The organism is Bradyrhizobium retamae (assembly GCF_001440415.1).
GTDB classification, from domain to species: Bacteria; Pseudomonadota; Alphaproteobacteria; order Rhizobiales; family Xanthobacteraceae; genus Bradyrhizobium; species Bradyrhizobium retamae.
The window spans coordinates 32,147-51,951 of record NZ_LLYA01000113.1 but is presented as its reverse complement, the minus strand read 5'-3'; the positions used below and the strand labels follow the sequence as shown (position 1 = coordinate 51,951).

Here is a 19,805-nt window from a genome sequence, read left to right as displayed (position 1 = left end):
CTGCCGGTCAGGCCGCGCGATCGGGCACTTTCGCGGTATCGGAGGCCGGCGCACAGGATAGCCTTTCCTGATGGCCCTCGCCCCATGCCCTGAGCGTCTCGATCACCGGCCGCAGGCTCTCGCCGATCTCCGACAGCGAGTATTCGACTCGCGGCGGCACCTCGGCATAGACCTTGCGGATCACGAGCTTGTCGTCCTCGAGCGCGCGAAGCTGCTTGGTCAGCATGCGCTGGGTAATCCCCGGCATCCGCCGCCGCAACTCCCCGAAGCGCTGGGTGCCGGCCTGCAGGTGAAACAGGATCACGCCTTTCCACTTGCCGTCGATCAGATCGAGCGTCGCTTCAACCGCGCAGCCCGGTCGACGGGCAAAATTCCGCCGTTTCATGAGTTTTTCCTGGAGTTTCCCCAATAGTATCCAAACAGGGACTAGTTCCCCAAATTTACAGTACTTGCCAAGCAGATGCTAGAGCGACAGTTAGGCAGTCAATCTTTCAAACGGAGGACGCACGGACATGAAGGCCGTCGGATACAAAAAATCGCTCCCCATCGAGGACGCGAATGCGCTGATTGATTTTGAGGCCGCCAAGCCGGAACCGACGGGCCGCGACATCCGCGTCGCCGTCAAGGCGGTCTCGGCCAACCCGGTCGATTACAAGGTCCGCAAGCGCGCCGCCCCGCCCGAGGGCGAGACGAAAATCCTGGGCTACGACGCTGCCGGCATCGTCGATGCCGTCGGCCCGGACGTGACGCTGTTCAAGGCAGGCGATGAAGTATTTTACGCCGGCTCGATCCTGCGCCAGGGCACGAACGCGGAATTTCACCTGGTCGACGAGCGAATCGTTGGCCGCAAGCCGAAATCGCTGTCGTTCGCGCAGGCCGCGGCACTGCCGCTGACCTCGATCACCGCCTGGGAATTGCTGTTCGACCGGCTCGGCGCCGCGCCGGGCAAGAGCCTTGATCCGTGCACGTTGCTGATCACCGGCGGCGCCGGCGGCGTCGGCTCGATCCTGATCCAGCTCGCGCGCCGCCTCACCGGGTTGACGGTAATCGCTACCGCCACGCGTCCGGAGTCGCAGAAATGGTGCCGCGATCTCGGCGCGCATGCCGTGATCGATCATTCCCAGCCGATGAAGGAGCAGATCGAAAAGTTGAAGGTGCCGCCGGTCGCGCTGGTCGCGAGCCTCACCTTCACCGACCAGCACTACAAGGCGATCGCGGATTTCATGGCGCCACAAGGCAAGTTCGGCCTGATCGACGATCCCCCGGAATTCACCGTCTCTGCCTTCAAGGGCAAGGCGATCTCGATCCACTGGGAGTCAATGTTCACGCGCTCGTCATTCCAGACGCCTGACATGATCGCTCAGCATCACCTCCTGAACGACGTCTCCGACCTTCTCGACAAGGGCGTACTGCGCACCACGCTGGACCAGACCTTTGGAACGATAAACGCCGCCAATCTGAAACGGGCCCATGCGCTTTTGGAAAGCGGCAAGTCGCGCGGCAAGATCGTGCTGGAGGGCTGGTAGCGGCCCAACAACGGGGTTGATCTGACGGTCGATTCAAGGGAGCCTGTTCCATCGATCCGGGATGGCTGTCGCCGAAAAACCCCGGCGCGAATTGCCGGGGAACACGGAAGACAGGAGACCTGTTCGACATGATACGAATGTTTCTGGCGGCCGCGCTGGCGTCGTCCTGCGTGGTGGGTTGCGTGTCGATCGCAACGGCACAAGGCAGTTATCCCGAAAAATCGCTGCAGTTGATTGTGCCCTATCCGGCAGGCGGAGCTGGCGACGTCGTCGGGCGCATCATTGCCGGCGAGCTCGAGACGCGTCTGGGCAAGCCCGTGATCGTGCTCAATCGCCCCGGCGGCGGCACGACGATCGCCGCCAAAGAGGTCGCCAAGGCGGCACCCGACGGTTATACCCTGCTCACCAGTTCGAATTCGACCTTCACCCTGCAGCACGCCGTAAAGGAGAACGTGCCGTACGACAGCGGCAGGGATTTCGAGCCGATCGCCCAGACCGGTACCCTGACCATGGTGCTGGTCACGCATCGCGACAGCCCGATCAAGGACGTTGCGGCGCTTGTCGCGGCGGCGAAGGCCAATCCGGACAAGCTGTCGCTGGCGTCCTTCGGCGTAGCCACCATTTCGCATTTCGCCGGCGAACTGTTCAAGTCGAGCGCCGGCATCAAGATGCTGCACCTGCCCTACAAGGGCAGCGCGCCGGCGATGAACGACCTGATAGGCAAGCACATCGAGTACCACGTGGACACCGTGATCGCGATCAGGCCGCAGCTCGAAGCCGGCACGGTTCGCCCGCTGGCGGTGTTCTCCGCCAAGCGCTCGCAATTCCTTCCCGACGTTCCGACTCTCGCCGAACTCGGTTATCCCAATATCGACCTCGTCTCCTGGGGTACCGTGGTCGCGCCCAAGGGAATCCCTCCGGCCATACGCGACCGGCTGGCGTCGGTGCTGGAAGAGGCAATAGCAAGTCCTTCGGTGATCGAGCGCTTTAAAAAGGTCGGATACGAAGCCGGCTTCAAGCGCTATCCGGACTGGCCGGGTTTCATCGCCAAGGAAACGGCCGAGATGAAGGAACTGGCCCGCAAGGGCGGGATCAAGGAAGAGTAAGCTTGACATGACCGAGCCGTGCGATCTGCCCGCGGTAACGGCCCGGGCGCTGATCGGCGAGCGCAAGCTTTCGCCGGTCGAACTCGTGGACAGTTGCATCCGCCGCATCGAGGAAATCGATCCGGCCGTCAATGCGATCATCGCGCGCTCGTTCGATACGGCGCGCGCGGCGGCGCGGGAAAGCGAGGCTGCCGTGATGCGCGGCGATGCACTCGGGCCGCTGCACGGGCTCCCGCTCGGGGTCAAGGATCTGATCGACGCCAAGGGGCTGCCAACGAGCTTCGGCAGCATGCTGTTCGCCGACAACATCCCGGCCGAGGACGAAGCAATCGTCGCTATGCTCAAGCGCGCCGGCGCCATCGTCATCGGCAAGACCAACGTCCCCGAATGGGGCGCGGGCGGCAACACCCGCAATGCGCTTCATGGCGCCACCGGCAATCCCTTCGATCCCGAGCGCTCCGCCGCCGGCTCGTCCGGCGGATCGGCGGTAGCGCTTGCGACCGGCATGGTGCCGCTGGCGACCGGTTCGGACACCGGCGGCTCGGTCAGGAACCCCGCCGCCTTTTGCGGCGTCGTCGGATTCCGCCCCTCCCCCGGGTTGATCGCCAGCAACAGCCGCAACATGGCCTGGCTGCAGATCTCGCAACTCGGACCGATGGCGAGAAACGTATCGGACGCGTGCCTGATGCTTTCGTGCATGCTGGATCGCGACGCGCGCGATCCGTTGTCGGCCATCCTTCACGCCGGCGGAACGCCCGTGCGCGAGACCTATCGCGATCCGCCACGGACCGATCTCGCCAGCTTGCGCATCGCGGCGACCTGCGATTTCGGGTTTGCGCCGACGGAACGCGTCATCGCCGAGACGTTCAAAACGAAGCTCGCGACATTCGGATCGGCATTCCGCCGCGTCGCATGGACCCATCCGGATTGCAGCCATGCCGACGAGGTGTTCCGGATCTTGCGCGCCGTCGCATTTTTAGGCCGGCACCGAGAGCTTGCCGAAAAATATCCGGACAAAGTGGGTCCCAATGTCAGCGACAACGTGGCCGAGGGGCTCGGCTATTCCGCCCTCGACGTGGCACGCGCGCTTTCGCTGCAGACCGCGCTTTATCGGAGCTGGCAGACATTTTTCGGCGAGCACGATTTTATCATCGCGCCGACAGTCACGATCAGCCCGCGGCCCTGGTCCGAGCTTTACCCGGCCACCATCGATGGCACGCCGACCAAAAACTATTTCCACTGGCTGGCGTTGGCCTATGCCGTGACCAATGCCGGACACCCGGCGGCGGCGATACCGGCCGGCCGCGACGGCGCCGGATTGCCGTTCGGCATCCAGATCATTGGGCCGCGAGGCGGCGATGTCGCAACCCTTTCGGTTGCCCGCGAGATCGAAGCCCTGCTTGACGCCAATCCGGAGACGGCCCGTCCCGTCCCCGATCTCGCCTGGCTGCGCCGCCAGCCACCGATGTCCGGCCGGCCAGGTTTTCTGGATTTCGATTGATCCGGCTCCATTCGAAGCCGTCACCTGAACGCTCGTTCATCAAAGTTAAATCTGACGCCAGAGCGGTCTGCAGGCCGGCACTTGGGCAACGAACTTCACTCGAATGTGTTTAGTACGTGTCTGTTTTTGCGAAAGAGCGAACTTCGCTCGAATGTAAAGTATTGGGCGTCTGAATTACGGAAAGGAGTAATCCATGAGGAAAGCACCTTTGGCCTTGGCCGCAGCGGCGGTCCTGGGCTTGACGGCGGTAACGGCACCGTCGACTGCGGAAGCCCACTGGCGCGGAGGGGGATTTTTCCCGGCCGTGGCTGGCGGACTGATCGCGGGCGCCGTGATTGGCGGACTGGCTTCGAACGCCTACGCCTACGGTCCGGGTTACGGATATTATGGCGGTTACCCGCGTTATTACGGCGGTTATGCGCCGGCCTACTACGGCGGATATTACGACGAGCCTTATTATCCCGTTGTTCGCTACCGTCGCGTGGTTCGCCCGGCATTCGCCTACTATGGCGGTCCGCGATTCTATGGTCCGCGATTTTACCATCGCCGCCACTGGCATCATTGGTGATCTGGAAATGAAAAGGGCCGCCAGCATGGCGGCCCTTTTGCATGGAGCGACGAGAACACCTCAGTCGATCTCATGCACCACCGTACGCGTGGCAGGGTCAACCAGCATCACGCGATTGTTCGAGTAGACATAGCGATACTTGGTTACTGACGGGCCCCAATCCGAAGGCACTGCCTCGAGTTCGACGTCAGTCGGCACCTTGGCGCCCACCACGATCCTTTCCCGTGTTTCCACGGGCCGGATCTTGTGCTCGGTCACGTAGCTCCTGATCTTCGTGCGATATTCCGGTTCGATCCGAACCGTGGCGCCCGCAGCTCCGGTCGTCGTCTCAACTGTGGTGGTCTGTGCATTGGCCATCGTCGCAACCAGCGACGCTGCCGCCGCAATCATGAACAGCTTCTTCATCTAGTTCCTCCTCAAACCGCATAAGCGCGGCTACAGGAAAAACAGATTTTCCACTCACTTGTTCCGGGAAGAATGCGGCACAGCAACGCGTTGAGCGCGCAGCAATATCGCCGACGCACCCGTTGCCAGCGCGACATTGCAGTGCAAGCTCAAGCCGACGGGACGCCCTCAACGAAGATCAGCCGCCGAGCGAACGCGGTATGTCGCACGTTCAGAGCCTCCGCGTATTCCGGCGAGGCGTACCATTCGCGCAAACGCTCCATCGTCGGAAATTCGACAACAATGACGTCTTTCGGCGGTGAGCCACCTTCGATCAAATTGGCGGCGCCGCCACGGATCAGATAGCGGCCGCCATAATGCGCGATCGCCTTCGCGGCAAGGCTGCGGTAGACTTCGAACTCTGCCGGATCGCGCACATCATCGACTTCGGAAATAACGTAAGCTGACATCCTTCGCCTCACGGACGGTGTTACGCATCACCGGATTTCGACGATCTCCGCTTCGCCTCCGGCGATGGCGACGACATCGCCGACACCCTTGCCGAACAGCGCGCGCGCCAGCGGCGAGCCGTGCGAGATCGTCCCGTGTGCGGGCTCGGCCTCGTCTTCGCCGACGATCCGGAACGTCTGTCGCCGGTCGTCCTCGCGCACGATGGTGACGGTGTGGCCGAAGCGCACGACGGAATTGTCTGATGGCTCGGGGGCCACCCTTGCCGTGGCGCGGCGAGCATTCCAATAGCGGAAGTCACGGCGAGCGCTGGCCAGCGCCTCGCGATCGCCGGCGGATTGCGCCGCAGCCTGGGCCGCCTCGGCCGCGGCCAATGCCTGCTCGATCCGGCTGAGACCTTCAGCCGTCACGTCATTCGGAAGATCGGAGATTGGCCGGTCAGGCAGACCTTCGACGTCCTCTGTGTCCTTGACGAACGCCCTACTCATGCAAGTCAAACGTTTGGCGGCCCGAGACGTTCCTGTGAAGTCACGTGCCGGCCGCGATCGCGGGCGCGCCGGGCAACAAAAAAGCGGCGCTTTTGGCGCCGCCTTTGACAAATTGCGATTTGGAGGAGTTACGCCGCTTCGGCGGACTTCTCCTCCACCGGACCAGAATCCTGGCCCTTGGCGTCAACGTCGCGGTCGACGAATTCGATCACGGCCATCGGGGCGTTGTCGCCGTAGCGGAAACCGGCCTTGATGATGCGGGTATAGCCACCCTGGCGGTCCTTGTAGCGAGGCGCCAGCGTGTCGAACAGCTTCTTGACCTGGTCGACATCGCGCATTTCGGAGATCGCCTGGCGGCGCATGGCCAGCCCACCCTTCTTGCCGAGGGTAACGAGCTTCTCGACGATCGGGCGCAGTTCCTTGGCCTTCGGCAGCGTGGTGACGATCTGCTCGTGCTTGATCAGCGCGGCGCACATGTTGGCGAACATCGCGCGGCGATGCTCGGCGGTGCGGTTGAGCTTACGATGAACCTTGCCGTGACGCATTGATGTATTCCTTGATTTGTCTTCGTCGCGACGGTTCGTCGGACTTGTTGCTCAGGTGGGCTGCCTGCGTTCGCCCCAGTGTGGCGAGTAGCGAATGGCAAGTAGCGAATAGCTCCTATTCGCTATTCGCCACTCCCTATTCGCTCAGTAGTGATCCTCGAAGCGCTTGGCGAGCTCGTCGATATTCTCCGGCGGCCAGCCCGGTACTTCCATGCCGAGATGCAGACCCATCTGGGCCAGCACTTCCTTGATCTCGTTCAGCGACTTGCGGCCGAAGTTCGGGGTGCGGAGCATTTCCGCTTCCGACTTCTGCACGAGGTCGCCGATATAGACGATGTTGTCGTTCTTCAGGCAGTTTGCCGAACGCACCGACAACTCGAGCTCGTCGACCTTCTTGAGGAACGCCGGATTGAAGGCGAGATCGGGAATGATCTCCTGCGCGACTTCCTTGCGCGGCTCTTCGAAGTTCACGAACACGTTGAGCTGATCCTGCAGGATGCGCGCGGCATAGGCCACCGCGTCCTCCGGCGAGATAGCGCCGTTGGTCTCGATCGTCATGGTCAGCTTGTCGTAGTCGAGGATCTGGCCCTCGCGGGTGTTCTCGACCTTGTAGGAGACCTTGCGCACGGGCGAGAACAGGCTGTCGACCGGGATCAGGCCGATCGGCGCATCCTCAGGCCGGTTGCGCTCGGCGGCGACGTAGCCCTTGCCGGCGGCGACCGTGAACTCCATGCGGATTTCAGCGCCCTCGTCCAGCGTGCAGATCTGCAGCTCGGGATTGAGCACCACGATGTCGCCGACGGTCTGGATGTCGCCGGCAGTAACGACGCCCGGACCCGACTTCTTCACGACCATGCGCTTGGGGCCTTCGCCCTGCATCTTGATCGAGATGTCCTTGATGTTGAGCACGATGTCGGTGACGTCCTCGCGAACGCCTGCGATCGAGGAGAACTCGTGCAGCACGCCGTCGATGTGCACCGACTGCACGGCGGCGCCCTGCAGCGACGACAACAGGATGCGGCGCAGCGCGTTACCGAGCGTCTGGCCGAAACCGCGCTCGAGCGGCTCGGCGACGACGGTCGCAAACCGGGTCGCATCGCCGCCCGGCGTTACCTGCAGCTTGTTCGGTCGAATAAGTTCTTGCCAATTTTTCTGGATCGTCACTTTGTCACCCCTTCGGGTCAATAGACCGGCCAGTCGATCTGCCTTCAGATCACTGGCGTTGGAGATCGCGGATCAGTCCGCGGAAAATTCCAAAAGCAATCGCGAGCGGCATAACCGCCCGCGACCGGATATCAAACGCGCCGGCGCTTGCGCGGACGGCAACCATTGTGCGGGATCGTGGTCACGTCGCGGATCGACGTGACGGTGAAGCCCGCGGCCTGCAGCGCGCGAAGCGCCGATTCGCGGCCCGAACCGGGGCCGGCAACTTCCACTTCCAGCGTGCGCATGCCGTGTTCCTGCGCCTTCTTGGAAACGTCTTCGGCCGCGACCTGCGCGGCATAGGGGGTCGACTTGCGCGAGCCCTTGAAACCCATCGTGCCGGCCGAGGACCAGGCAATGGTATTGCCCTGCGCATCGGTGATGGTGATGGTCGTATTGTTGAAGGACGAATTCACGTGCGCGATGCCGGAGGCGATGTTCTTGCGTTCGCGACGGCGGACGCGGGTGGCTTCCTTGCCCATTACCTTAAAACCTTCCTGTGTATCTCAAACGCCGCCGTACTGCCAGCGGCTACACCTAAAAACGCGAGTAGCGAATGACGAGTAGCGAATAGATTTCTATTCGCCATTCCCTATTCGCAATTCGCCGAATTACTTCTTCTTGCCGGCGATCGACTTGGCCGGGCCCTTGCGCGTGCGCGCATTGGTGTGGGTGCGTTGACCGCGCACCGGAAGACCGCGGCGATGACGCAGACCGCGATAGCAGCCGAGGTCCATCAGACGCTTGATGTTGATGCCAGTCTCGCGGCGAAGGTCGCCTTCGACCAGATAGTCGCGGTCGATGACTTCGCGGATCTGCAGGACTTCCTGGTCGCTCAACTGGCTGACGCGACGGTCAGCCGGAATCTTGACTTTCTCCATGATCTCGGACGCGTTGTTCTGTCCGATGCCATGGATGTACTGGAGCGCGATCAGAACGCGCTTGTTGGTCGGGATATTCACGCCGGCAATACGGGCCACGGACTTCTCTCCTGTCGCCGATCCCTCATGGATCGGGCTATGTTCTTGCTAACTCGGGCAGGTGTCCGCAAACGCGAACACGACGCCCTCCCCTCATCTCTTTCGGGGCCCGGCATCGTCAAAAAACTATCCGACTTGGATGCGGGGCTTATTAAAGGATTCAACTCGGTTTCGTCAACCGCCTCTATCGCTTAGCTCGCTTTTTCGTGACTTTTTTGGCAGCCTTGCGGACGGTCTTTTGGGCCCTCGCGCCCCCTCGCCCTCTGGCCGCGGAAACGGCCTTCCGAGCAGCCTTTTTGTTGCCAGCCGTTTTGGCCCCCCTGGAGGCCGATTTGGCGGCCTTACGCGCCGTTTTGACGGCCTTCTTGGCCGTTTTGGCAGCCTTTTTGGCTGCTGGCCTGGCAGTCTTCCGTGCCTTGGCCTTCCGGGCCGGCACCACCTTGTGTTCCAGCGCGCCGACTGCGGAGAGGATCCGGTTAACCTCCCGGGTTACCTGCTCGATGGTCATCATCCCGTCGACGGTCGCGAGCTTCCGGCGCTCGGAATAGTAGTGAATCAGCGGCTCGGTCTGCGACCGGTAGGCAGCGAGTCGTTTGGTCAGCACTTCCGGCGTGTCGTCAACACGCACCTCCTCGCCGCGCGCCAGCATCTCGGCGACGCGGGTTTCGACGCGCTGTAGCAGCGCGCTCTCATTGACGCGCAGTTCGACCACCGCGTCGAGCCTGAGATGCTTTTTCTTTAAGAGCTCATCCAGCGCCTCAGCCTGCGGCACCGTGCGCGGGAACCCATCGAGGACGAAGCCTTTGGCCGCGTCCGGTTGATCGATCCTGTCAGAAATGATTCCGACTACGACGTCATCAGGCACAAGCTGGCCGTTTGCCATGAGGTCCTTGGCCTTCAACCCGACCGGCGTCTCGGCGGCCACAGCCGCGCGCAGCATCTCGCCGGTCGAGAGCTGCACAATCCCATGGCGCTGCACCAGCCGCTGTGCCTGGGTACCCTTCCCCGACCCCGGCGGCCCCAAAAGGATCAATCTCATGACTGCTCGCCCCCCGGCTTGGTGAGCGAAACACCGCACACCTTGTATTGGATTTCAGAGCGCTCCGCTAGTTAGCGGCGACGGCCCCTCAGCTTGGATTTCCGGATCAGCCCCTCATACTGATGGGCCAACAGATAACCCTGCACCTGCGCCACCGTATCCATGGTCACGCTGACGACGATCAGAAGCGAGGTTCCGCCGAAATAGAACGGCACCGAGGCATAGGAAATCAGGATTTCTGGAATCAGGCACACGATCGCCAGATAGATCGCGCCCAGCACGGTGACGCGCGACAGCACGTAGTCGATATACTCGGCGGTGCGTTCGCCCGGACGAATGCCCGGTATGAAGCCGCCATGCTTCTTCAGATTGTCTGCGGTCTCGGTCGGGTTGAACACGATCGCGGTGTAGAAGAACGCAAAGAACACGATCAGGCCCAGATAGAGGATCAGGAACAGCGGACGGCCGTGGCTGAGCTGGGTGTTGAGCCACTGGAACCATTCCGGGCCCTGGCCGGCGTTGAAGTTTGCGACGGTCGCCGGCAGCAGCAACAGCGACGAGGCGAAGATCGGCGGGATCACGCCCGAGGTGTTGAGCTTGAGCGGCAGATGCGAGGACTGGCCCTCGAACATCTTGTTGCCGACCTGTCGCTTCGGATACTGGATCAGAAGCCTGCGCTGCGCACGCTCCATGAACACGATGAAGGCGATCACGACGACCGCCATCGCGATCACAAGAAGGATCAGACCAGTCGACAGCGCGCCCTGGCGTCCCAATTCCAGCATGTTGGCGAGAGCAGACGGCAGCTCGGCAACGATGCCGGCCAGGATGATCAGCGAAATACCGTTGCCGATGCCGCGCGAGGTGATCTGCTCGCCGAGCCACATCAGGAACATGGTGCCGCCGGTCAGCGTGACCGTGGTGGAAATCAGGAAGAACATCCCGGGCTCGCTGACCACGTTGCCGGCGCCCTGGAGGCCGACGGCGATGCCATAGGCCTGGAACGTTGCGAGAATCACCGTGAGGTAGCGGGTATACTGGTTCAGCGTCTTGCGGCCCGCCTCGCCTTCCTTCTTCAAGGCTTCGAGCTTGGGCGATACGGTGGTCAGGAGCTGGATGATGATCGATGCCGAGATGTACGGCATGATGTTCAGCGCGAAGATCGCCATGCGGTTGATGCCACCGCCGGCGAACATGTTGAACATGCCGAGAATGCCGCCGGCCTGCGACTTGAACACCTGCTCCCAGGCCGCGGGATCGATGCCGGGCAGCGGGATATAGGTGCCGAGCCGATAAACAAGCAGCGCACCCAGCGTAAACCAGATGCGCTTCTTCAGTTCGTCGGCTTTGGCCAAAGCGCCGAAATTGAGGTTTGCCGCAAGTTGTTCTGCTGCTGAGACCATGTTCAGGCTTTCTCCCGCCGCCTCCCAGGCCGACGCCCCTTCGCGGGCAATCGGCAGCGGACATTATTTGGTGCGCGGCTTCGATAAGTCCACTGGTCTATGCCCGCGATCAGGCGGGCATGACGCAGATGTTACGCCGCCTCGCCTTCCTTCTTGGCCGGGGCCAGGATCTTCACCGTGCCGCCGGCCTTCTCGACCGCCGCAACCGCGGATTTCGAGGCGCCGTGCACCTCGATCGCGAGCTTGGACTTGAGTTCGCCGCGGCCGAGCAGCCGCAGGCCGTCCTTGGCACGGCGGATCACGCCAGCCTTCACCAGCGATTCAACCGTGACGGTTTCCTTGGTGTCGACCAGCTTGGCGTCGATCGCCTCCTGCAGCCGGTCGAGATTGATCTCGGCAAAGTCGAGCCGGAAGATGTTGTTGAAGCCGCGCTTCGGCAGGCGCCGATGCAGCGGCATCTGGCCGCCCTCGAAGCCCTTGATGCGCACGCCCGAACGCGCGGTCTGGCCCTTGCCGCCGCGGCCCGAAGTCTTGCCCTTGCCGGAACCGATGCCACGGCCGACGCGCATGCGCTTTTTGCGCGAGCCGGCGTTGTCGGCGATATCGCTGAGCTTCATCGCCCTGTCTCCTTGCTTACTTCTCGCCGACGATGCGGACGAGATGTTGAACCTTGCTGATCATGCCGCGAACTTCAGGGGTATCCTGCAGCTCGGCAACCCGGCCGATCTTGTTGAGCTTGAGGCCGATCAGCGTCGAACGCTGCGAGTGGTGGCGGCGGATCGCGCTGCCGGTCTGCTCGACCTTGATCGTCTTTGCGGCCTTGGCCATCGTCTTAACTCCAAAGAGCGCTTGAAATTCGCGCCGGTTATTCAGCCACCACTTCGGCGTCGCCGCCGACGCGGCGCGATTGCAGCGTGGACACCTTGATGTTGCGGCGTGCCGCAACCGAACGCGGCGAATCCTGATGCTTCAGCGCGTCGAAGGTCGCGCGAACCATGTTGTAGGGATTCGACGAGCCGATCGACTTCGCCACCACGTCCTGGATGCCGAGCGTCTCGAACACCGCGCGCATCGGACCGCCGGCGATGATGCCGGTACCGGCCGGAGCGGCGCGCAGGTAGACGCGGCCGGCGCCGTGACGGCCGGCGATGTCGTGATGCAGCGTGCGGCCTTCGCGCAGCGCCACACGCGTCAGATTGCGCTTGGCCGACTCGGTCGCCTTGCGGATCGCCTCGGGCACTTCGCGCGCCTTGCCGTGGCCGAAACCGACCCGGCCCTTCTGGTCGCCGATTACGACCAGCGCCGCGAAGCCGAAGCGCTTGCCGCCCTTGACGACCTTCGCCACGCGATTGATGTGGACGAGCTTGTCGACGAACTCGCTGTCGCGCTCCTCGCGATCCCTGCTCCGTTCGCGTCCGCCGCGTTCGCGTTCACCTGCCATGGTGTTTTCCAATCTTTAGGGGAAGAAAGCCCCTGTCCTCGTAATTATCCAAAACCGTTCGTTAGAAGCTCAGTCCGCTTTCGCGGGCGGCGTCCGCGAGCGCCTTGACGCGCCCGTGGTAGAGATAGCTGCCGCGATCGAACACCACTTCCTTGACGCCGTTCTTCACGGCGCGTTCCGCCAGCAGCTTGCCGACGGCCTTGGCCGCATCGATGTTGGCGCCGGTGTTGCCGGCCTCGCGCATGGCCTTTTCCAGCGACGAGGCGGAAGCCAGCGTCTCGCCCTTCAGGTCGTCGATGACCTGGGCGTAGATGTGCTTCGACGAACGGAACACCGACAGACGCGGGCGTCCATTGGCGGACCGGCGCAGCGAGTTGCGCACTCGCTGCTTGCGCCGGGCATTCGTGACCTTGAGTGACATGACCGGCTCCGTTACTTCTTCTTGCCTTCCTTGCGGAAGATGAATTCATTGGCGTACTTCACGCCCTTGCCCTTGTAGGGCTCCGGCGGACGGTAGGCGCGGATCTCGGCGGCGACCTGCCCGACGCGCTGCGAATCGGTGCCCGAAATCGTGATCTCGGTCGGCTTCGGCACCGCGATGGTGATGCCTTCCGGGATCGCATAAACCACGTCGTGGCTGTAGCCGAGCGCAAGCTGCAGGTTCTTGCCCTGCATCGCGGCGCGATAGCCGACGCCGGTGATCTCGAGCTTCTTCTCAAAACCCTTGGTGACGCCCTCGACCAGGTTCGCCACCTGCGCGCGCGCAGTGCCATACATGGCCTGCGCACGGTTGGTCTTGAACTTCGGCGCGACCTTGACCTCGCCCTTCTCGAACTTCACCTCGACGTCGTCATGCACGACGAACTGAAGCTGGCCCTTCGGCCCCTTCATCTTGACGGTCTGTCCCTCGACGGTCGCCGTCACACCGGACGGGATCGCCACAGGCCGTTTGCCAACACGTGACATGGCTAAAAATCCTTCCTCAGAACACCGTGAAGAGAACTTCGCCGCCCACATTCGCGTCTCGCGCGGCGTGGTCGGCCATGATTCCCTTCGGCGTCGACAACACCGAAATGCCGAGACCGTTGTTCACGCGCGGCAGATTCCTCACCGAGGCGTAAACCCGGCGGCCCGGCTTCGAGACCCGCTCGATCTCGCGAATGACGGGCTCGCCGTCGAAATACTTCAACTCGATCTCGAGTTCGCTGCGGCCCGAGGCATGCTCCACGCTGGCATAGCCGCGGATATAGCCCTCGGCCTTCAGCACTTCGAGCACGCTGGCGCGCATCTTCGAGCCCGGGGTCGAGACCTTGGACTTCGAACGCATCTGCGCGTTGCGGATGCGGGTGATGAGATCGGAGATCGGATCGTGCGTTGACATCGTGACGACCCTCCTTACCAGCTCGACTTCACGAGCCCGGGAACCAGGCCCTTGGAGCCGAGTTCACGCAGCGCGATGCGGGAAAGCTTGTTCTTGCGATAGTTCGAGCGCGGGCGGCCGGTCAGTTCGCAGCGGTTGCGAATCCGCGTGGTCGACGAGTTGCGCGGCATCTGGGCGAGCTTCAGCGTCGCCGCAAACCGCTCTTCCATCGGCTTGCTCTTGTCGGCGATGATCGCCTTCAGCTTCGCACGCTGCGGGGCGGCGTTCTTGGCCATCCGCTTGCGCCGGTTGTTCTTCTCGATCGAACTCTTCTTTGCCATGCTTGGCTCCTGGGTTTCCGCGTTTGAGAGGCTTAGCTGCGTCTCACTGCCGGAACGGGAAATTGAATGCGGTCAACAAGGCGCGCGCCTCGTCGTCGGTCTTCGCCGTGGTGCAGACCGTGATGTCCATGCCGCGGGCTTCCGAAACCTTGTCGAAATCGATCTCGGGGAAAATGATGTGCTCCTTGAGGCCGAGCGAGTAGTTGCCGCGGCCGTCAAAGCTCTTCGGGTTGAGACCACGGAAGTCGCGCACGCGCGGCAACGCCACGTTCACCAGGCGATCGATGAACTCGTACATCCGCGCCTTGCGCAGCGTGACCTTGCAGCCGATCGGCTGGTTCTCGCGCAGCTTGAAGGTCGCGATCGCGATCCGCGAATAGGTCACGATCGCCTTCTGGCCGGCGATCTGCGTCAGTTCGCCAGCCGCGGTCTCGGCCTTCTTGCGGTCGTTGACGGCATCGCCGACGCCCATGTTGAGCACGACCTTGTCCAGCCGCGGCACCTGCATGACATTGGCATAGCCGAACTGTTCGGTCAGCTTGCCGCGAATGCTCTTGTCATACTCCGCGCGCAGGCGCGGCACGTAAGCGGTATCAGCCATCGATCTCTGCTCCCGAGCTCTTGGCAACGCGTACCTTCTTGCCATCGGCCTGAATCTTGAACCCTATGCGGGTCGGCTTTCCGTCCTTGCCGACATAGGCGAGGTTGGACAGGTGGATCGGCGACTCCTTGGAGATGATGCCGCCTTCCTGGTTCTGGGTCTGCTTCTGGTGACGCTTCACCACGTTGACGCCGCGCACCAGCGCCTTGTTCTCGGCGGGGCGGACCTCGAATACTTCGCCGGTGCGCCCCTTGTCGCGACCGGTCAACACCATGACCTTGTCACCTTTCCGGATCTTGGCAGCCATCACAGCACCTCCGGCGCAAGCGAAATGATTTTCATGTGGTTCTTGGCGCGAAGCTCGCGCGGCACCGGCCCGAAGATACGGGTGCCGACCGGCTCCGACTGGTTGTTGATCAAGACGGCGGCGTTGCGGTCGAAGCGGATGACCGAACCGTCTGCGCGGCGGATGTCCTTGCGGACCCGCACCACGACGGCCTTCATCACGTCGCCCTTCTTCACCTTGCCGCGCGGAATCGCTTCCTTGATCGACACGACGATAACGTCGCCCACGGTGGCATAGCGGCGCTTGGAGCCCCCCAGCACCTTGATGCACATGACACGGCGTGCGCCTGAATTGTCGGCCACGTCGAGGTTGGTCTGCATCTGAATCATTGATGCACCTCGTCCTCTTTCTGATGCGCTCGAATTAGCGCCTAAAATTTTCCCGATTACTCATCCGGCCAGGCCGAACGAATCTCAGGCGGTTTTCTTCTGTTCGCCCCGGACCACGGTCCAGCGCTTCAACTTCGAGATCGGCTTGCTTTCCTCGATCCACACCATGTCGCCCGGCTTGAACTCGCTGTTCTCGTCGTGCGCGTGGTAGTTCTTGGAACGGCGGATCGTCTTCTTGTAGATCGGATGGGTGAAGCGGCGATCGACTCGCACCACCACCGTCTTGGCTTGCTTGTCGCTCACGACCACGCCCTGAAGGGTACGTTTCGGCATAATACGGCCTCTTACTTCTTCTTCGCGCGAACCTGCGCGGCGATGGTCTTGATGCGGGCGATATCGCGGCGGGCTTCGCGCAGCCGCGAGGTGTTTTCCAACTGCCCGGTGGCGCGCTGGAAACGCAGGTTAAAGCGTTCCTTCTTCAGATTGAGGACGGCATCCTCCCTCTGGTCGTCGCTCATCGCGCGGATGTCTTCAACTTTCATCGGGGCCATGAGTGTTACTCCGCAATGCGCGCGACGAAGCGCGTCTTGATCGGCAGCTTGGCGGCGGCGAGCGTGAGCGCTTCCTTCGCGGTCTGCACGTTGACGCCGTCGATCTCGAAAATCACCCGGCCGGGCTTCACCCGTGCCACCCACAATTCCGGCGTGCCCTTGCCGGAGCCCATTCGGACTTCGGCAGGCTTCTTCGACACCGGCACGTCCGGGAACACGCGGATCCAGACGCGGCCGGCGCGCTTCATGTGGCGGGTCAGCGCGCGGCGCGCGGCTTCGATCTGGCGGGCAGTGACGCGCTCGGGCGCCATCGCCTTCAGGCCGAACTGGCCGAACGACAACGTCGCACCCGAAGTCGCAACGCCGTGGATACGGCCCTTATGCGCCTTCCGGAACTTCGTTTTCTTTGGTTGCATCATGGCTTTGAGCCCTCAAACCTTCCTAATGTCTCACGCTGCGGCGGTGTCGCGGCGCGGACGCGCGGTATCGCCTTCGGCCATCTTCTTGTCCTGGGCCATCGGATCGTGCTCGAGGATCTCGCCCTTGAAGATCCATACCTTGACGCCGCAGGTGCCGAACGTGGTGAACGCCGTGGCCACGCCGTAATCGACGTCGGCGCGCAGCGTGTGCAGCGGCACGCGGCCCTCGCGATACCACTCCATGCGCGCGATTTCGGCGCCGCCGAGACGGCCCGAGCAGTTGATGCGGATGCCTTCGGCGCCAAGACGCATCGCCGATTGCACCGCCCGCTTCATGGCGCGGCGGAAAGCGACGCGGCGCTCGAGCTGCTGCGCAATCGATTCGGCAACCAGGGTGGCGTCGAGTTCGGGCTTGCGGATTTCGACGATGTTGATGACGACGTCGGAAGCCGTGATGTCGGCAACCCGCTTGCGCAGCTTGTCGATGTCGGCGCCCTTCTTGCCGATCACGACGCCCGGACGCGCCGAGTGGATCGTCACGCGGCACTTCTTGTGCGGACGCTCGATCACGATGCGGGCGACCGCCGCCTGCTTGAGCTCCTTGTGCAGGATCTCGCGGATCTTGACGTCTTCATGCAAGAGCTTGCCGTATTCGTTCTTGCCGGCGAACCAACGCGAATCCCACGTGCGGTTGATGCCGAGACGCAGTCCGATTGGATTGATCTTTTGACCCATCGTTTTCTCCCGCGCCGCTTTAAGCGCTTGCCTCGGCCTCGACCTGACGAACCACGATGGTCAGGTGCGAGAACGGTTTATAGATACGGCCCGAACGGCCACGGCCGCGGGGCGAAAAACGCTTCATAACGATGCCGTTGCCGACATGCGCCTCGGCGACGACGAGATCGTCGACTTCGAGGTCATGGTTGTTCTCGGCGTTCGCGATCGCCGATTCCAGGCACTTCTTGACGTCGACCGCGATCCGCTTGCGCGAGAACTGCAGGTCGGCGAGCGCAGCAGACGCCTTCCGGCCGCGGATCAACTGCGCGACAAGATTGAGCTTCTGCGGGCTGACGCGCAGCATCCGGGCGACTGCCTTGGCCTCGTTGTCCGCGAGGCTACGTTCGCGCTTTGGTTTGCTCATCGTCTATTCCTCAAGCCTTCTTGGCTTTCTTGTCGCCAGAGTGGCCATGGAAGGTACGGGTCGGCGAGAACTCGCCGAACTTGTGACCCACCATTTCCTCGTTGACCGAGACCGGCACGTGCTTCTGGCCGTTGTAGACGCCGAACACCAGGCCGACGAACTGCGGCAGGATGGTCGAGCGGCGGCTCCAGATCTTGATGACGTCGTGACGGCCGGACGCGCGCGCAGCATCTGCCTTCTTGAGCAGAGAGGCTTCGACGAACGGGCCTTTCCAGACTGAACGAACCATGTCCGGCGTTCCTTACTTCTTCCGCTTGTGGCGGCTTAGGAGGATGAATCGATTGGTCGACTTATTCGAACGGGTCTTCTTGCCCTTGGTCGGCTTGCCCCACGGCGTGACCGGGTGGCGGCCGCCCGAGGTGCGGCCTTCGCCGCCGCCGTGCGGATGGTCGATCGGGTTCATGACGACGCCGCGGTTATGCGGACGCCAGCCCAGCCAGCGCGTGCGGCCGGCCTTGCCGATCGAAATGTTCATGTGATCGGGGTTCGACACCGCTCCGATGGTGCCGCGGCAACGGCCGTGCACTAGGCGCTGTTCGCCCGAGTTCAGGCGCAGAATGACATATTCCTGATCGCGGCCGACGATCTGGGCGTAGGTGCCGGCGGAACGGGCGATCTGGCCGCCCTTCCCGATCTTCATCTCGATGTTGTGGACGATCGTGCCGACCGGCATGTTGCCGAGCGGCATGACGTTGCCGGGCTTCACGTCGACATAGTTACCGGCAACCACCGTGTCGCCCACGGCCAGCCGCTGCGGCGCCAGGATGTAGGCCTGCTCGCCGTCCTGATACTTGATCAGCGCGATGAACGCGGTGCGGTTCGGATCATATTCCAGGCGCTCGACGACGGCGGGAACGTCAACCTTGTTCCGCTTGAAGTCCACCAGGCGGTAGGCCTTCTTGTGGCCGCCGCCGCGAAAGCGCACGGTGATGCGGCCGGTGTTGTTGCGGCCGCCATTGCCGAGCTTGCCCTCGGTCAGAGCCTTCACCGGCTTGCCCTTGTAGAGCGCCGAACGGTCGACCATCACCAGCTGGCGCTGGCCCGGCGTCGTCGGATTGTATGTTTTCAATGCCATCGCTGTGTCGCCTTATAGTCCGGTGGTGACGTCGATGCGGTGGCCCTCTTCGAGGGTCACGACAGCCCGCTTGACGTCCGACTGCGAACCGAAATTGCCGCGAAACACCTTGGTCTTGCCCTTGCGGACCAGGGTGTTCACGCTCTTCACCTTGACGTCGAACAGCTTCTCGACGGCTTCTTTGATTTGCGGCTTGGTCGCCTTGCTGGCGACCTTGAACACGACCTTGTTGTGCTCGGACGCTACCGTCGCCTTTTCGGTGACGACGGGGGCTACGATCACGTCGTAATGGCGCGGATCGATATTCTTCATTTGAAGCGCGCCTCCAGCGCATCGACTGCCGCCTTCGTCAGCACGAGCTTCTGACGGCGCAGAATGTCGTAGACGTTGATGCCCTGGATCGGCAGCACGTCGATGTTCGGAATGTTGCGGGCCGCGGTCGCGAAACCGTTGTTGAGCTCGGCACCGTCGATGATCAGCGCGTTGGTGAGCCCAAGGCCGTTGAAATGGCCGACCAGCGCCTTGGTCTTGGCTTCCTTGATCTGCGCGCTGTCGATCACGATCAGGCCGCCATCCTTGGCCTTCGCCGACAGCGCATGCTTGAGCGCCAGCGCCCGCACCTTCTTCGGCAGGTCGGTCGCGTGGGAGCGAACCACCGGACCGAACGCACGGCCACCGCCGCGGAACTGCGGCACGCGGGCCGAGCCGTGACGGGCGCCGCCCGTGCCCTTCTGCTTGTACATCTTCTTGCCGGTGCGCCAGATTTCGGCGCGCCCCTTCGCCTTGTGCGTGCCGGCCTGGCGCTTGTTGAGCTGCCATTGCACGCAACGCTGGATGATGTCGGCGCGCGGCTCGAGACCGAAGATCGCGTCCGAGAGCTGGACCGATCCGGCTTCCTTACCTTCAAGCGTCGTGACTTTTAGTTCCATC

Annotated in this window: 33 protein-coding genes; 4 read left to right on the top strand and 29 right to left on the bottom strand. The window is 62.7% G+C overall.

Annotated features, from left to right (window positions below; genetic code table 11):
• Positions 1-7: 7 nt before the first annotated feature.
• Entirely contained in the window at positions 8-385 is a 378-nt protein-coding gene (locus tag CQ13_RS14800; RefSeq protein ID WP_057843601.1) for a winged helix-turn-helix transcriptional regulator, read from the bottom strand.
• Positions 386-512: 127 nt separating this feature from the next.
• Here CQ13_RS14800 and CQ13_RS14795 point away from each other — a divergent pair, with 127 nt between their 5' ends.
• From CQ13_RS14795 to CQ13_RS14780, 4 genes are all read left to right on the top strand, one after another.
• Positions 513-1,526: a zinc-binding alcohol dehydrogenase family protein gene (locus CQ13_RS14795; protein WP_057843600.1), complete on the top strand. Its 1,014-nt coding sequence runs from the start codon at positions 513-515 to the stop codon at positions 1,524-1,526.
• 128 nt (positions 1,527-1,654) lie between these two features.
• Positions 1,655-2,632 (top strand): Bug family tripartite tricarboxylate transporter substrate binding protein, encoded by a 978-nt coding sequence (locus CQ13_RS14790; protein WP_057843599.1) that lies wholly within the window; start codon positions 1,655-1,657, stop codon positions 2,630-2,632.
• 7 nt (positions 2,633-2,639) lie between these two features.
• The gene (locus CQ13_RS14785) at positions 2,640-4,133 is read left to right on the top strand and encodes an amidase (RefSeq protein ID WP_057843598.1); all 1,494 of its coding nucleotides are present in this window, start codon (positions 2,640-2,642) and stop codon (positions 4,131-4,133) included.
• Between the two features lie 193 nt (positions 4,134-4,326).
• Positions 4,327-4,701 (top strand): hypothetical protein, encoded by a 375-nt coding sequence (locus tag CQ13_RS14780; RefSeq protein ID WP_057843597.1) that lies wholly within the window; start codon positions 4,327-4,329, stop codon positions 4,699-4,701.
• A gap of 60 nt (positions 4,702-4,761) precedes the next feature.
• On the opposite strand, the gene CQ13_RS14775 is transcribed toward CQ13_RS14780, so the two are convergent.
• The 28 genes from CQ13_RS14775 to rplD form a co-directional block, all read right to left on the bottom strand.
• Positions 4,762-5,106 (bottom strand): DUF1236 domain-containing protein, encoded by a 345-nt coding sequence (locus CQ13_RS14775; RefSeq protein WP_057843596.1) that lies wholly within the window; start codon positions 5,104-5,106, stop codon positions 4,762-4,764.
• Between the two features lie 149 nt (positions 5,107-5,255).
• Positions 5,256-5,555 (bottom strand): DUF1330 domain-containing protein, encoded by a 300-nt coding sequence (locus tag CQ13_RS14770; protein ID WP_057843595.1) that lies wholly within the window; start codon positions 5,553-5,555, stop codon positions 5,256-5,258.
• 27 nt (positions 5,556-5,582) lie between these two features.
• Positions 5,583-6,041 (bottom strand): transcription elongation factor GreA, encoded by a 459-nt coding sequence (greA, locus tag CQ13_RS14765; protein ID WP_057843594.1) that lies wholly within the window; start codon positions 6,039-6,041, stop codon positions 5,583-5,585.
• Between the two features lie 128 nt (positions 6,042-6,169).
• On the bottom strand, positions 6,170-6,586 hold the full coding sequence (gene rplQ, locus CQ13_RS14760) for a 50S ribosomal protein L17 (RefSeq protein WP_028349036.1): 417 nt from the start codon (positions 6,584-6,586) through the stop codon (positions 6,170-6,172).
• Between the two features lie 144 nt (positions 6,587-6,730).
• Entirely contained in the window at positions 6,731-7,771 is a 1,041-nt protein-coding gene (locus CQ13_RS14755; RefSeq protein ID WP_176722005.1) for a DNA-directed RNA polymerase subunit alpha, read from the bottom strand.
• A gap of 110 nt (positions 7,772-7,881) precedes the next feature.
• Complete coding sequence (gene rpsK / locus CQ13_RS14750; RefSeq protein WP_006021048.1) at positions 7,882-8,271, bottom strand: 30S ribosomal protein S11; 390 nt, start codon at positions 8,269-8,271, stop codon at positions 7,882-7,884.
• Between the two features lie 129 nt (positions 8,272-8,400).
• Complete coding sequence (gene rpsM / locus CQ13_RS14745; protein WP_057843593.1) at positions 8,401-8,769, bottom strand: 30S ribosomal protein S13; 369 nt, start codon at positions 8,767-8,769, stop codon at positions 8,401-8,403.
• 184 nt (positions 8,770-8,953) lie between these two features.
• Positions 8,954-9,808 carry an adenylate kinase gene (locus CQ13_RS14740; protein WP_057843592.1) on the bottom strand — a complete coding sequence of 285 codons (855 nt, stop codon included), beginning with the start codon at positions 9,806-9,808 and terminating at the stop codon, positions 8,954-8,956.
• Between the two features lie 71 nt (positions 9,809-9,879).
• Positions 9,880-11,211, bottom strand: coding sequence for a preprotein translocase subunit SecY (gene secY, locus CQ13_RS14735; RefSeq protein WP_057843591.1), 1,332 nt, complete (start codon positions 11,209-11,211; stop codon positions 9,880-9,882).
• Between the two features lie 131 nt (positions 11,212-11,342).
• Complete coding sequence (gene rplO / locus CQ13_RS14730) at positions 11,343-11,828, bottom strand: 50S ribosomal protein L15 (RefSeq protein ID WP_057843590.1); 486 nt, start codon at positions 11,826-11,828, stop codon at positions 11,343-11,345.
• Between the two features lie 16 nt (positions 11,829-11,844).
• Positions 11,845-12,039, bottom strand: coding sequence for a 50S ribosomal protein L30 (gene rpmD, locus CQ13_RS14725; protein ID WP_028349042.1), 195 nt, complete (start codon positions 12,037-12,039; stop codon positions 11,845-11,847).
• 37 nt (positions 12,040-12,076) lie between these two features.
• Positions 12,077-12,652: a 30S ribosomal protein S5 gene (gene rpsE, locus CQ13_RS14720; protein ID WP_028349043.1), complete on the bottom strand. Its 576-nt coding sequence runs from the start codon at positions 12,650-12,652 to the stop codon at positions 12,077-12,079.
• Positions 12,653-12,713: 61 nt separating this feature from the next.
• On the bottom strand, positions 12,714-13,073 hold the full coding sequence (gene rplR / locus CQ13_RS14715) for a 50S ribosomal protein L18 (RefSeq protein ID WP_057843589.1): 360 nt from the start codon (positions 13,071-13,073) through the stop codon (positions 12,714-12,716).
• An 11-nt stretch (positions 13,074-13,084) separates the two neighbouring features.
• A complete protein-coding gene (gene rplF, locus CQ13_RS14710; protein ID WP_057843588.1) occupies positions 13,085-13,618 on the bottom strand; it encodes a 50S ribosomal protein L6 in 534 nt (177 codons plus the stop codon).
• Positions 13,619-13,634: 16 nt separating this feature from the next.
• Positions 13,635-14,033 (bottom strand): 30S ribosomal protein S8, encoded by a 399-nt coding sequence (rpsH, locus tag CQ13_RS14705; RefSeq protein ID WP_057843587.1) that lies wholly within the window; start codon positions 14,031-14,033, stop codon positions 13,635-13,637.
• Positions 14,034-14,047: 14 nt separating this feature from the next.
• On the bottom strand, positions 14,048-14,353 hold the full coding sequence (rpsN, locus tag CQ13_RS14700) for a 30S ribosomal protein S14 (protein ID WP_057843586.1): 306 nt from the start codon (positions 14,351-14,353) through the stop codon (positions 14,048-14,050).
• A 43-nt stretch (positions 14,354-14,396) separates the two neighbouring features.
• The gene (gene rplE / locus CQ13_RS14695) at positions 14,397-14,954 is read right to left on the bottom strand and encodes a 50S ribosomal protein L5 (protein ID WP_057843585.1); all 558 of its coding nucleotides are present in this window, start codon (positions 14,952-14,954) and stop codon (positions 14,397-14,399) included.
• Positions 14,947-15,261 carry a 50S ribosomal protein L24 gene (gene rplX / locus CQ13_RS14690; RefSeq protein ID WP_057843584.1) on the bottom strand — a complete coding sequence of 105 codons (315 nt, stop codon included), beginning with the start codon at positions 15,259-15,261 and terminating at the stop codon, positions 14,947-14,949. The genes rplE and rplX overlap by 8 nt, the downstream gene beginning before the upstream one ends.
• Entirely contained in the window at positions 15,261-15,629 is a 369-nt protein-coding gene (rplN, locus tag CQ13_RS14685; protein WP_011473865.1) for a 50S ribosomal protein L14, read from the bottom strand. The genes rplX and rplN overlap by 1 nt, the downstream gene beginning before the upstream one ends.
• Before the next feature lie 84 nt (positions 15,630-15,713).
• On the bottom strand, positions 15,714-15,962 hold the full coding sequence (rpsQ, locus tag CQ13_RS14680) for a 30S ribosomal protein S17 (RefSeq protein ID WP_057843583.1): 249 nt from the start codon (positions 15,960-15,962) through the stop codon (positions 15,714-15,716).
• Between the two features lie 11 nt (positions 15,963-15,973).
• Positions 15,974-16,180, bottom strand: a complete 207-nt coding sequence (gene rpmC, locus CQ13_RS14675) for a 50S ribosomal protein L29 (protein WP_028349051.1) — start codon at positions 16,178-16,180, stop codon at positions 15,974-15,976.
• Positions 16,181-16,185: 5 nt separating this feature from the next.
• Positions 16,186-16,599 carry a 50S ribosomal protein L16 gene (rplP, locus tag CQ13_RS14670; RefSeq protein ID WP_057843582.1) on the bottom strand — a complete coding sequence of 138 codons (414 nt, stop codon included), beginning with the start codon at positions 16,597-16,599 and terminating at the stop codon, positions 16,186-16,188.
• A gap of 30 nt (positions 16,600-16,629) precedes the next feature.
• The gene (gene rpsC, locus CQ13_RS14665) at positions 16,630-17,334 is read right to left on the bottom strand and encodes a 30S ribosomal protein S3 (RefSeq protein WP_057843581.1); all 705 of its coding nucleotides are present in this window, start codon (positions 17,332-17,334) and stop codon (positions 16,630-16,632) included.
• A gap of 19 nt (positions 17,335-17,353) precedes the next feature.
• Positions 17,354-17,740: a 50S ribosomal protein L22 gene (rplV, locus tag CQ13_RS14660; RefSeq protein WP_028349054.1), complete on the bottom strand. Its 387-nt coding sequence runs from the start codon at positions 17,738-17,740 to the stop codon at positions 17,354-17,356.
• Between the two features lie 10 nt (positions 17,741-17,750).
• A complete protein-coding gene (gene rpsS / locus CQ13_RS14655; protein ID WP_025588653.1) occupies positions 17,751-18,029 on the bottom strand; it encodes a 30S ribosomal protein S19 in 279 nt (92 codons plus the stop codon).
• A gap of 12 nt (positions 18,030-18,041) precedes the next feature.
• Positions 18,042-18,875, bottom strand: a complete 834-nt coding sequence (rplB, locus tag CQ13_RS14650; protein ID WP_028349055.1) for a 50S ribosomal protein L2 — start codon at positions 18,873-18,875, stop codon at positions 18,042-18,044.
• Positions 18,876-18,887: 12 nt separating this feature from the next.
• On the bottom strand, positions 18,888-19,187 hold the full coding sequence (locus CQ13_RS14645) for a 50S ribosomal protein L23 (protein ID WP_028349056.1): 300 nt from the start codon (positions 19,185-19,187) through the stop codon (positions 18,888-18,890).
• Positions 19,184-19,804, bottom strand: a complete 621-nt coding sequence (rplD, locus tag CQ13_RS14640) for a 50S ribosomal protein L4 (RefSeq protein ID WP_057843580.1) — start codon at positions 19,802-19,804, stop codon at positions 19,184-19,186. The genes CQ13_RS14645 and rplD overlap by 4 nt, the downstream gene beginning before the upstream one ends.
• Between the last annotated feature and the right edge of the window lies 1 nt (position 19,805).

Excerpts from the sequence above, each read along its gene's own strand:
- CQ13_RS14645 (WP_028349056.1), bottom strand. The coding sequence starts at position 19,187 with ATGAAGAATATCGATCCGCGCCATTACGACGTGATCGTAGCCCCCGTC.
- greA (WP_057843594.1), bottom strand. The coding sequence starts at position 6,041 with ATGAGTAGGGCGTTCGTCAAGGACACAGAGGACGTCGAAGGTCTGCCT.
- rpsH (WP_057843587.1), bottom strand. The coding sequence starts at position 14,033 with ATGTCAACGCACGATCCGATCTCCGATCTCATCACCCGCATCCGCAAC.
- rplF (WP_057843588.1), bottom strand. The coding sequence starts at position 13,618 with ATGTCACGTGTTGGCAAACGGCCTGTGGCGATCCCGTCCGGTGTGACG.
- CQ13_RS14800 (WP_057843601.1), bottom strand. The coding sequence starts at position 385 with ATGAAACGGCGGAATTTTGCCCGTCGACCGGGCTGCGCGGTTGAAGCG.
- CQ13_RS14770 (WP_057843595.1), bottom strand. The coding sequence starts at position 5,555 with ATGTCAGCTTACGTTATTTCCGAAGTCGATGATGTGCGCGATCCGGCA.
- CQ13_RS14790 (WP_057843599.1), top strand. The coding sequence starts at position 1,655 with ATGATACGAATGTTTCTGGCGGCCGCGCTGGCGTCGTCCTGCGTGGTG.
- rplO (WP_057843590.1), bottom strand. The coding sequence starts at position 11,828 with ATGAAGCTCAGCGATATCGCCGACAACGCCGGCTCGCGCAAAAAGCGC.
- secY (WP_057843591.1), bottom strand. The coding sequence starts at position 11,211 with ATGGTCTCAGCAGCAGAACAACTTGCGGCAAACCTCAATTTCGGCGCT.
- CQ13_RS14780 (WP_057843597.1), top strand. The coding sequence starts at position 4,327 with ATGAGGAAAGCACCTTTGGCCTTGGCCGCAGCGGCGGTCCTGGGCTTG.
- rpsC (WP_057843581.1), bottom strand. The coding sequence starts at position 17,334 with ATGGGTCAAAAGATCAATCCAATCGGACTGCGTCTCGGCATCAACCGC.
- rpmD (WP_028349042.1), bottom strand. The coding sequence starts at position 12,039 with ATGGCCAAGGCCGCAAAGACGATCAAGGTCGAGCAGACCGGCAGCGCG.
- rplX (WP_057843584.1), bottom strand. The coding sequence starts at position 15,261 with ATGGCTGCCAAGATCCGGAAAGGTGACAAGGTCATGGTGTTGACCGGT.
- CQ13_RS14785 (WP_057843598.1), top strand. The coding sequence starts at position 2,640 with ATGACCGAGCCGTGCGATCTGCCCGCGGTAACGGCCCGGGCGCTGATC.
- rpsS (WP_025588653.1), bottom strand. The coding sequence starts at position 18,029 with ATGGTTCGTTCAGTCTGGAAAGGCCCGTTCGTCGAAGCCTCTCTGCTC.
- rplN (WP_011473865.1), bottom strand. The coding sequence starts at position 15,629 with ATGATTCAGATGCAGACCAACCTCGACGTGGCCGACAATTCAGGCGCA.
- rpsE (WP_028349043.1), bottom strand. The coding sequence starts at position 12,652 with ATGGCAGGTGAACGCGAACGCGGCGGACGCGAACGGAGCAGGGATCGC.
- CQ13_RS14795 (WP_057843600.1), top strand. The coding sequence starts at position 513 with ATGAAGGCCGTCGGATACAAAAAATCGCTCCCCATCGAGGACGCGAAT.
- CQ13_RS14740 (WP_057843592.1), bottom strand. The coding sequence starts at position 9,808 with ATGAGATTGATCCTTTTGGGGCCGCCGGGGTCGGGGAAGGGTACCCAG.
- CQ13_RS14775 (WP_057843596.1), bottom strand. The coding sequence starts at position 5,106 with ATGAAGAAGCTGTTCATGATTGCGGCGGCAGCGTCGCTGGTTGCGACG.
- rpmC (WP_028349051.1), bottom strand. The coding sequence starts at position 16,180 with ATGGCCCCGATGAAAGTTGAAGACATCCGCGCGATGAGCGACGACCAG.
- rpsQ (WP_057843583.1), bottom strand. The coding sequence starts at position 15,962 with ATGCCGAAACGTACCCTTCAGGGCGTGGTCGTGAGCGACAAGCAAGCC.
- rplP (WP_057843582.1), bottom strand. The coding sequence starts at position 16,599 with ATGATGCAACCAAAGAAAACGAAGTTCCGGAAGGCGCATAAGGGCCGT.
- rplD (WP_057843580.1), bottom strand. The coding sequence starts at position 19,804 with ATGGAACTAAAAGTCACGACGCTTGAAGGTAAGGAAGCCGGATCGGTC.
- rplR (WP_057843589.1), bottom strand. The coding sequence starts at position 13,073 with ATGTCACTCAAGGTCACGAATGCCCGGCGCAAGCAGCGAGTGCGCAAC.
- rplV (WP_028349054.1), bottom strand. The coding sequence starts at position 17,740 with ATGAGCAAACCAAAGCGCGAACGTAGCCTCGCGGACAACGAGGCCAAG.
- rplE (WP_057843585.1), bottom strand. The coding sequence starts at position 14,954 with ATGGCTGATACCGCTTACGTGCCGCGCCTGCGCGCGGAGTATGACAAG.
- rplQ (WP_028349036.1), bottom strand. The coding sequence starts at position 6,586 with ATGCGTCACGGCAAGGTTCATCGTAAGCTCAACCGCACCGCCGAGCAT.
- rpsN (WP_057843586.1), bottom strand. The coding sequence starts at position 14,353 with ATGGCAAAGAAGAGTTCGATCGAGAAGAACAACCGGCGCAAGCGGATG.
- rplB (WP_028349055.1), bottom strand. The coding sequence starts at position 18,875 with ATGGCATTGAAAACATACAATCCGACGACGCCGGGCCAGCGCCAGCTG.
- rpsK (WP_006021048.1), bottom strand. The coding sequence starts at position 8,271 with ATGGGCAAGGAAGCCACCCGCGTCCGCCGTCGCGAACGCAAGAACATC.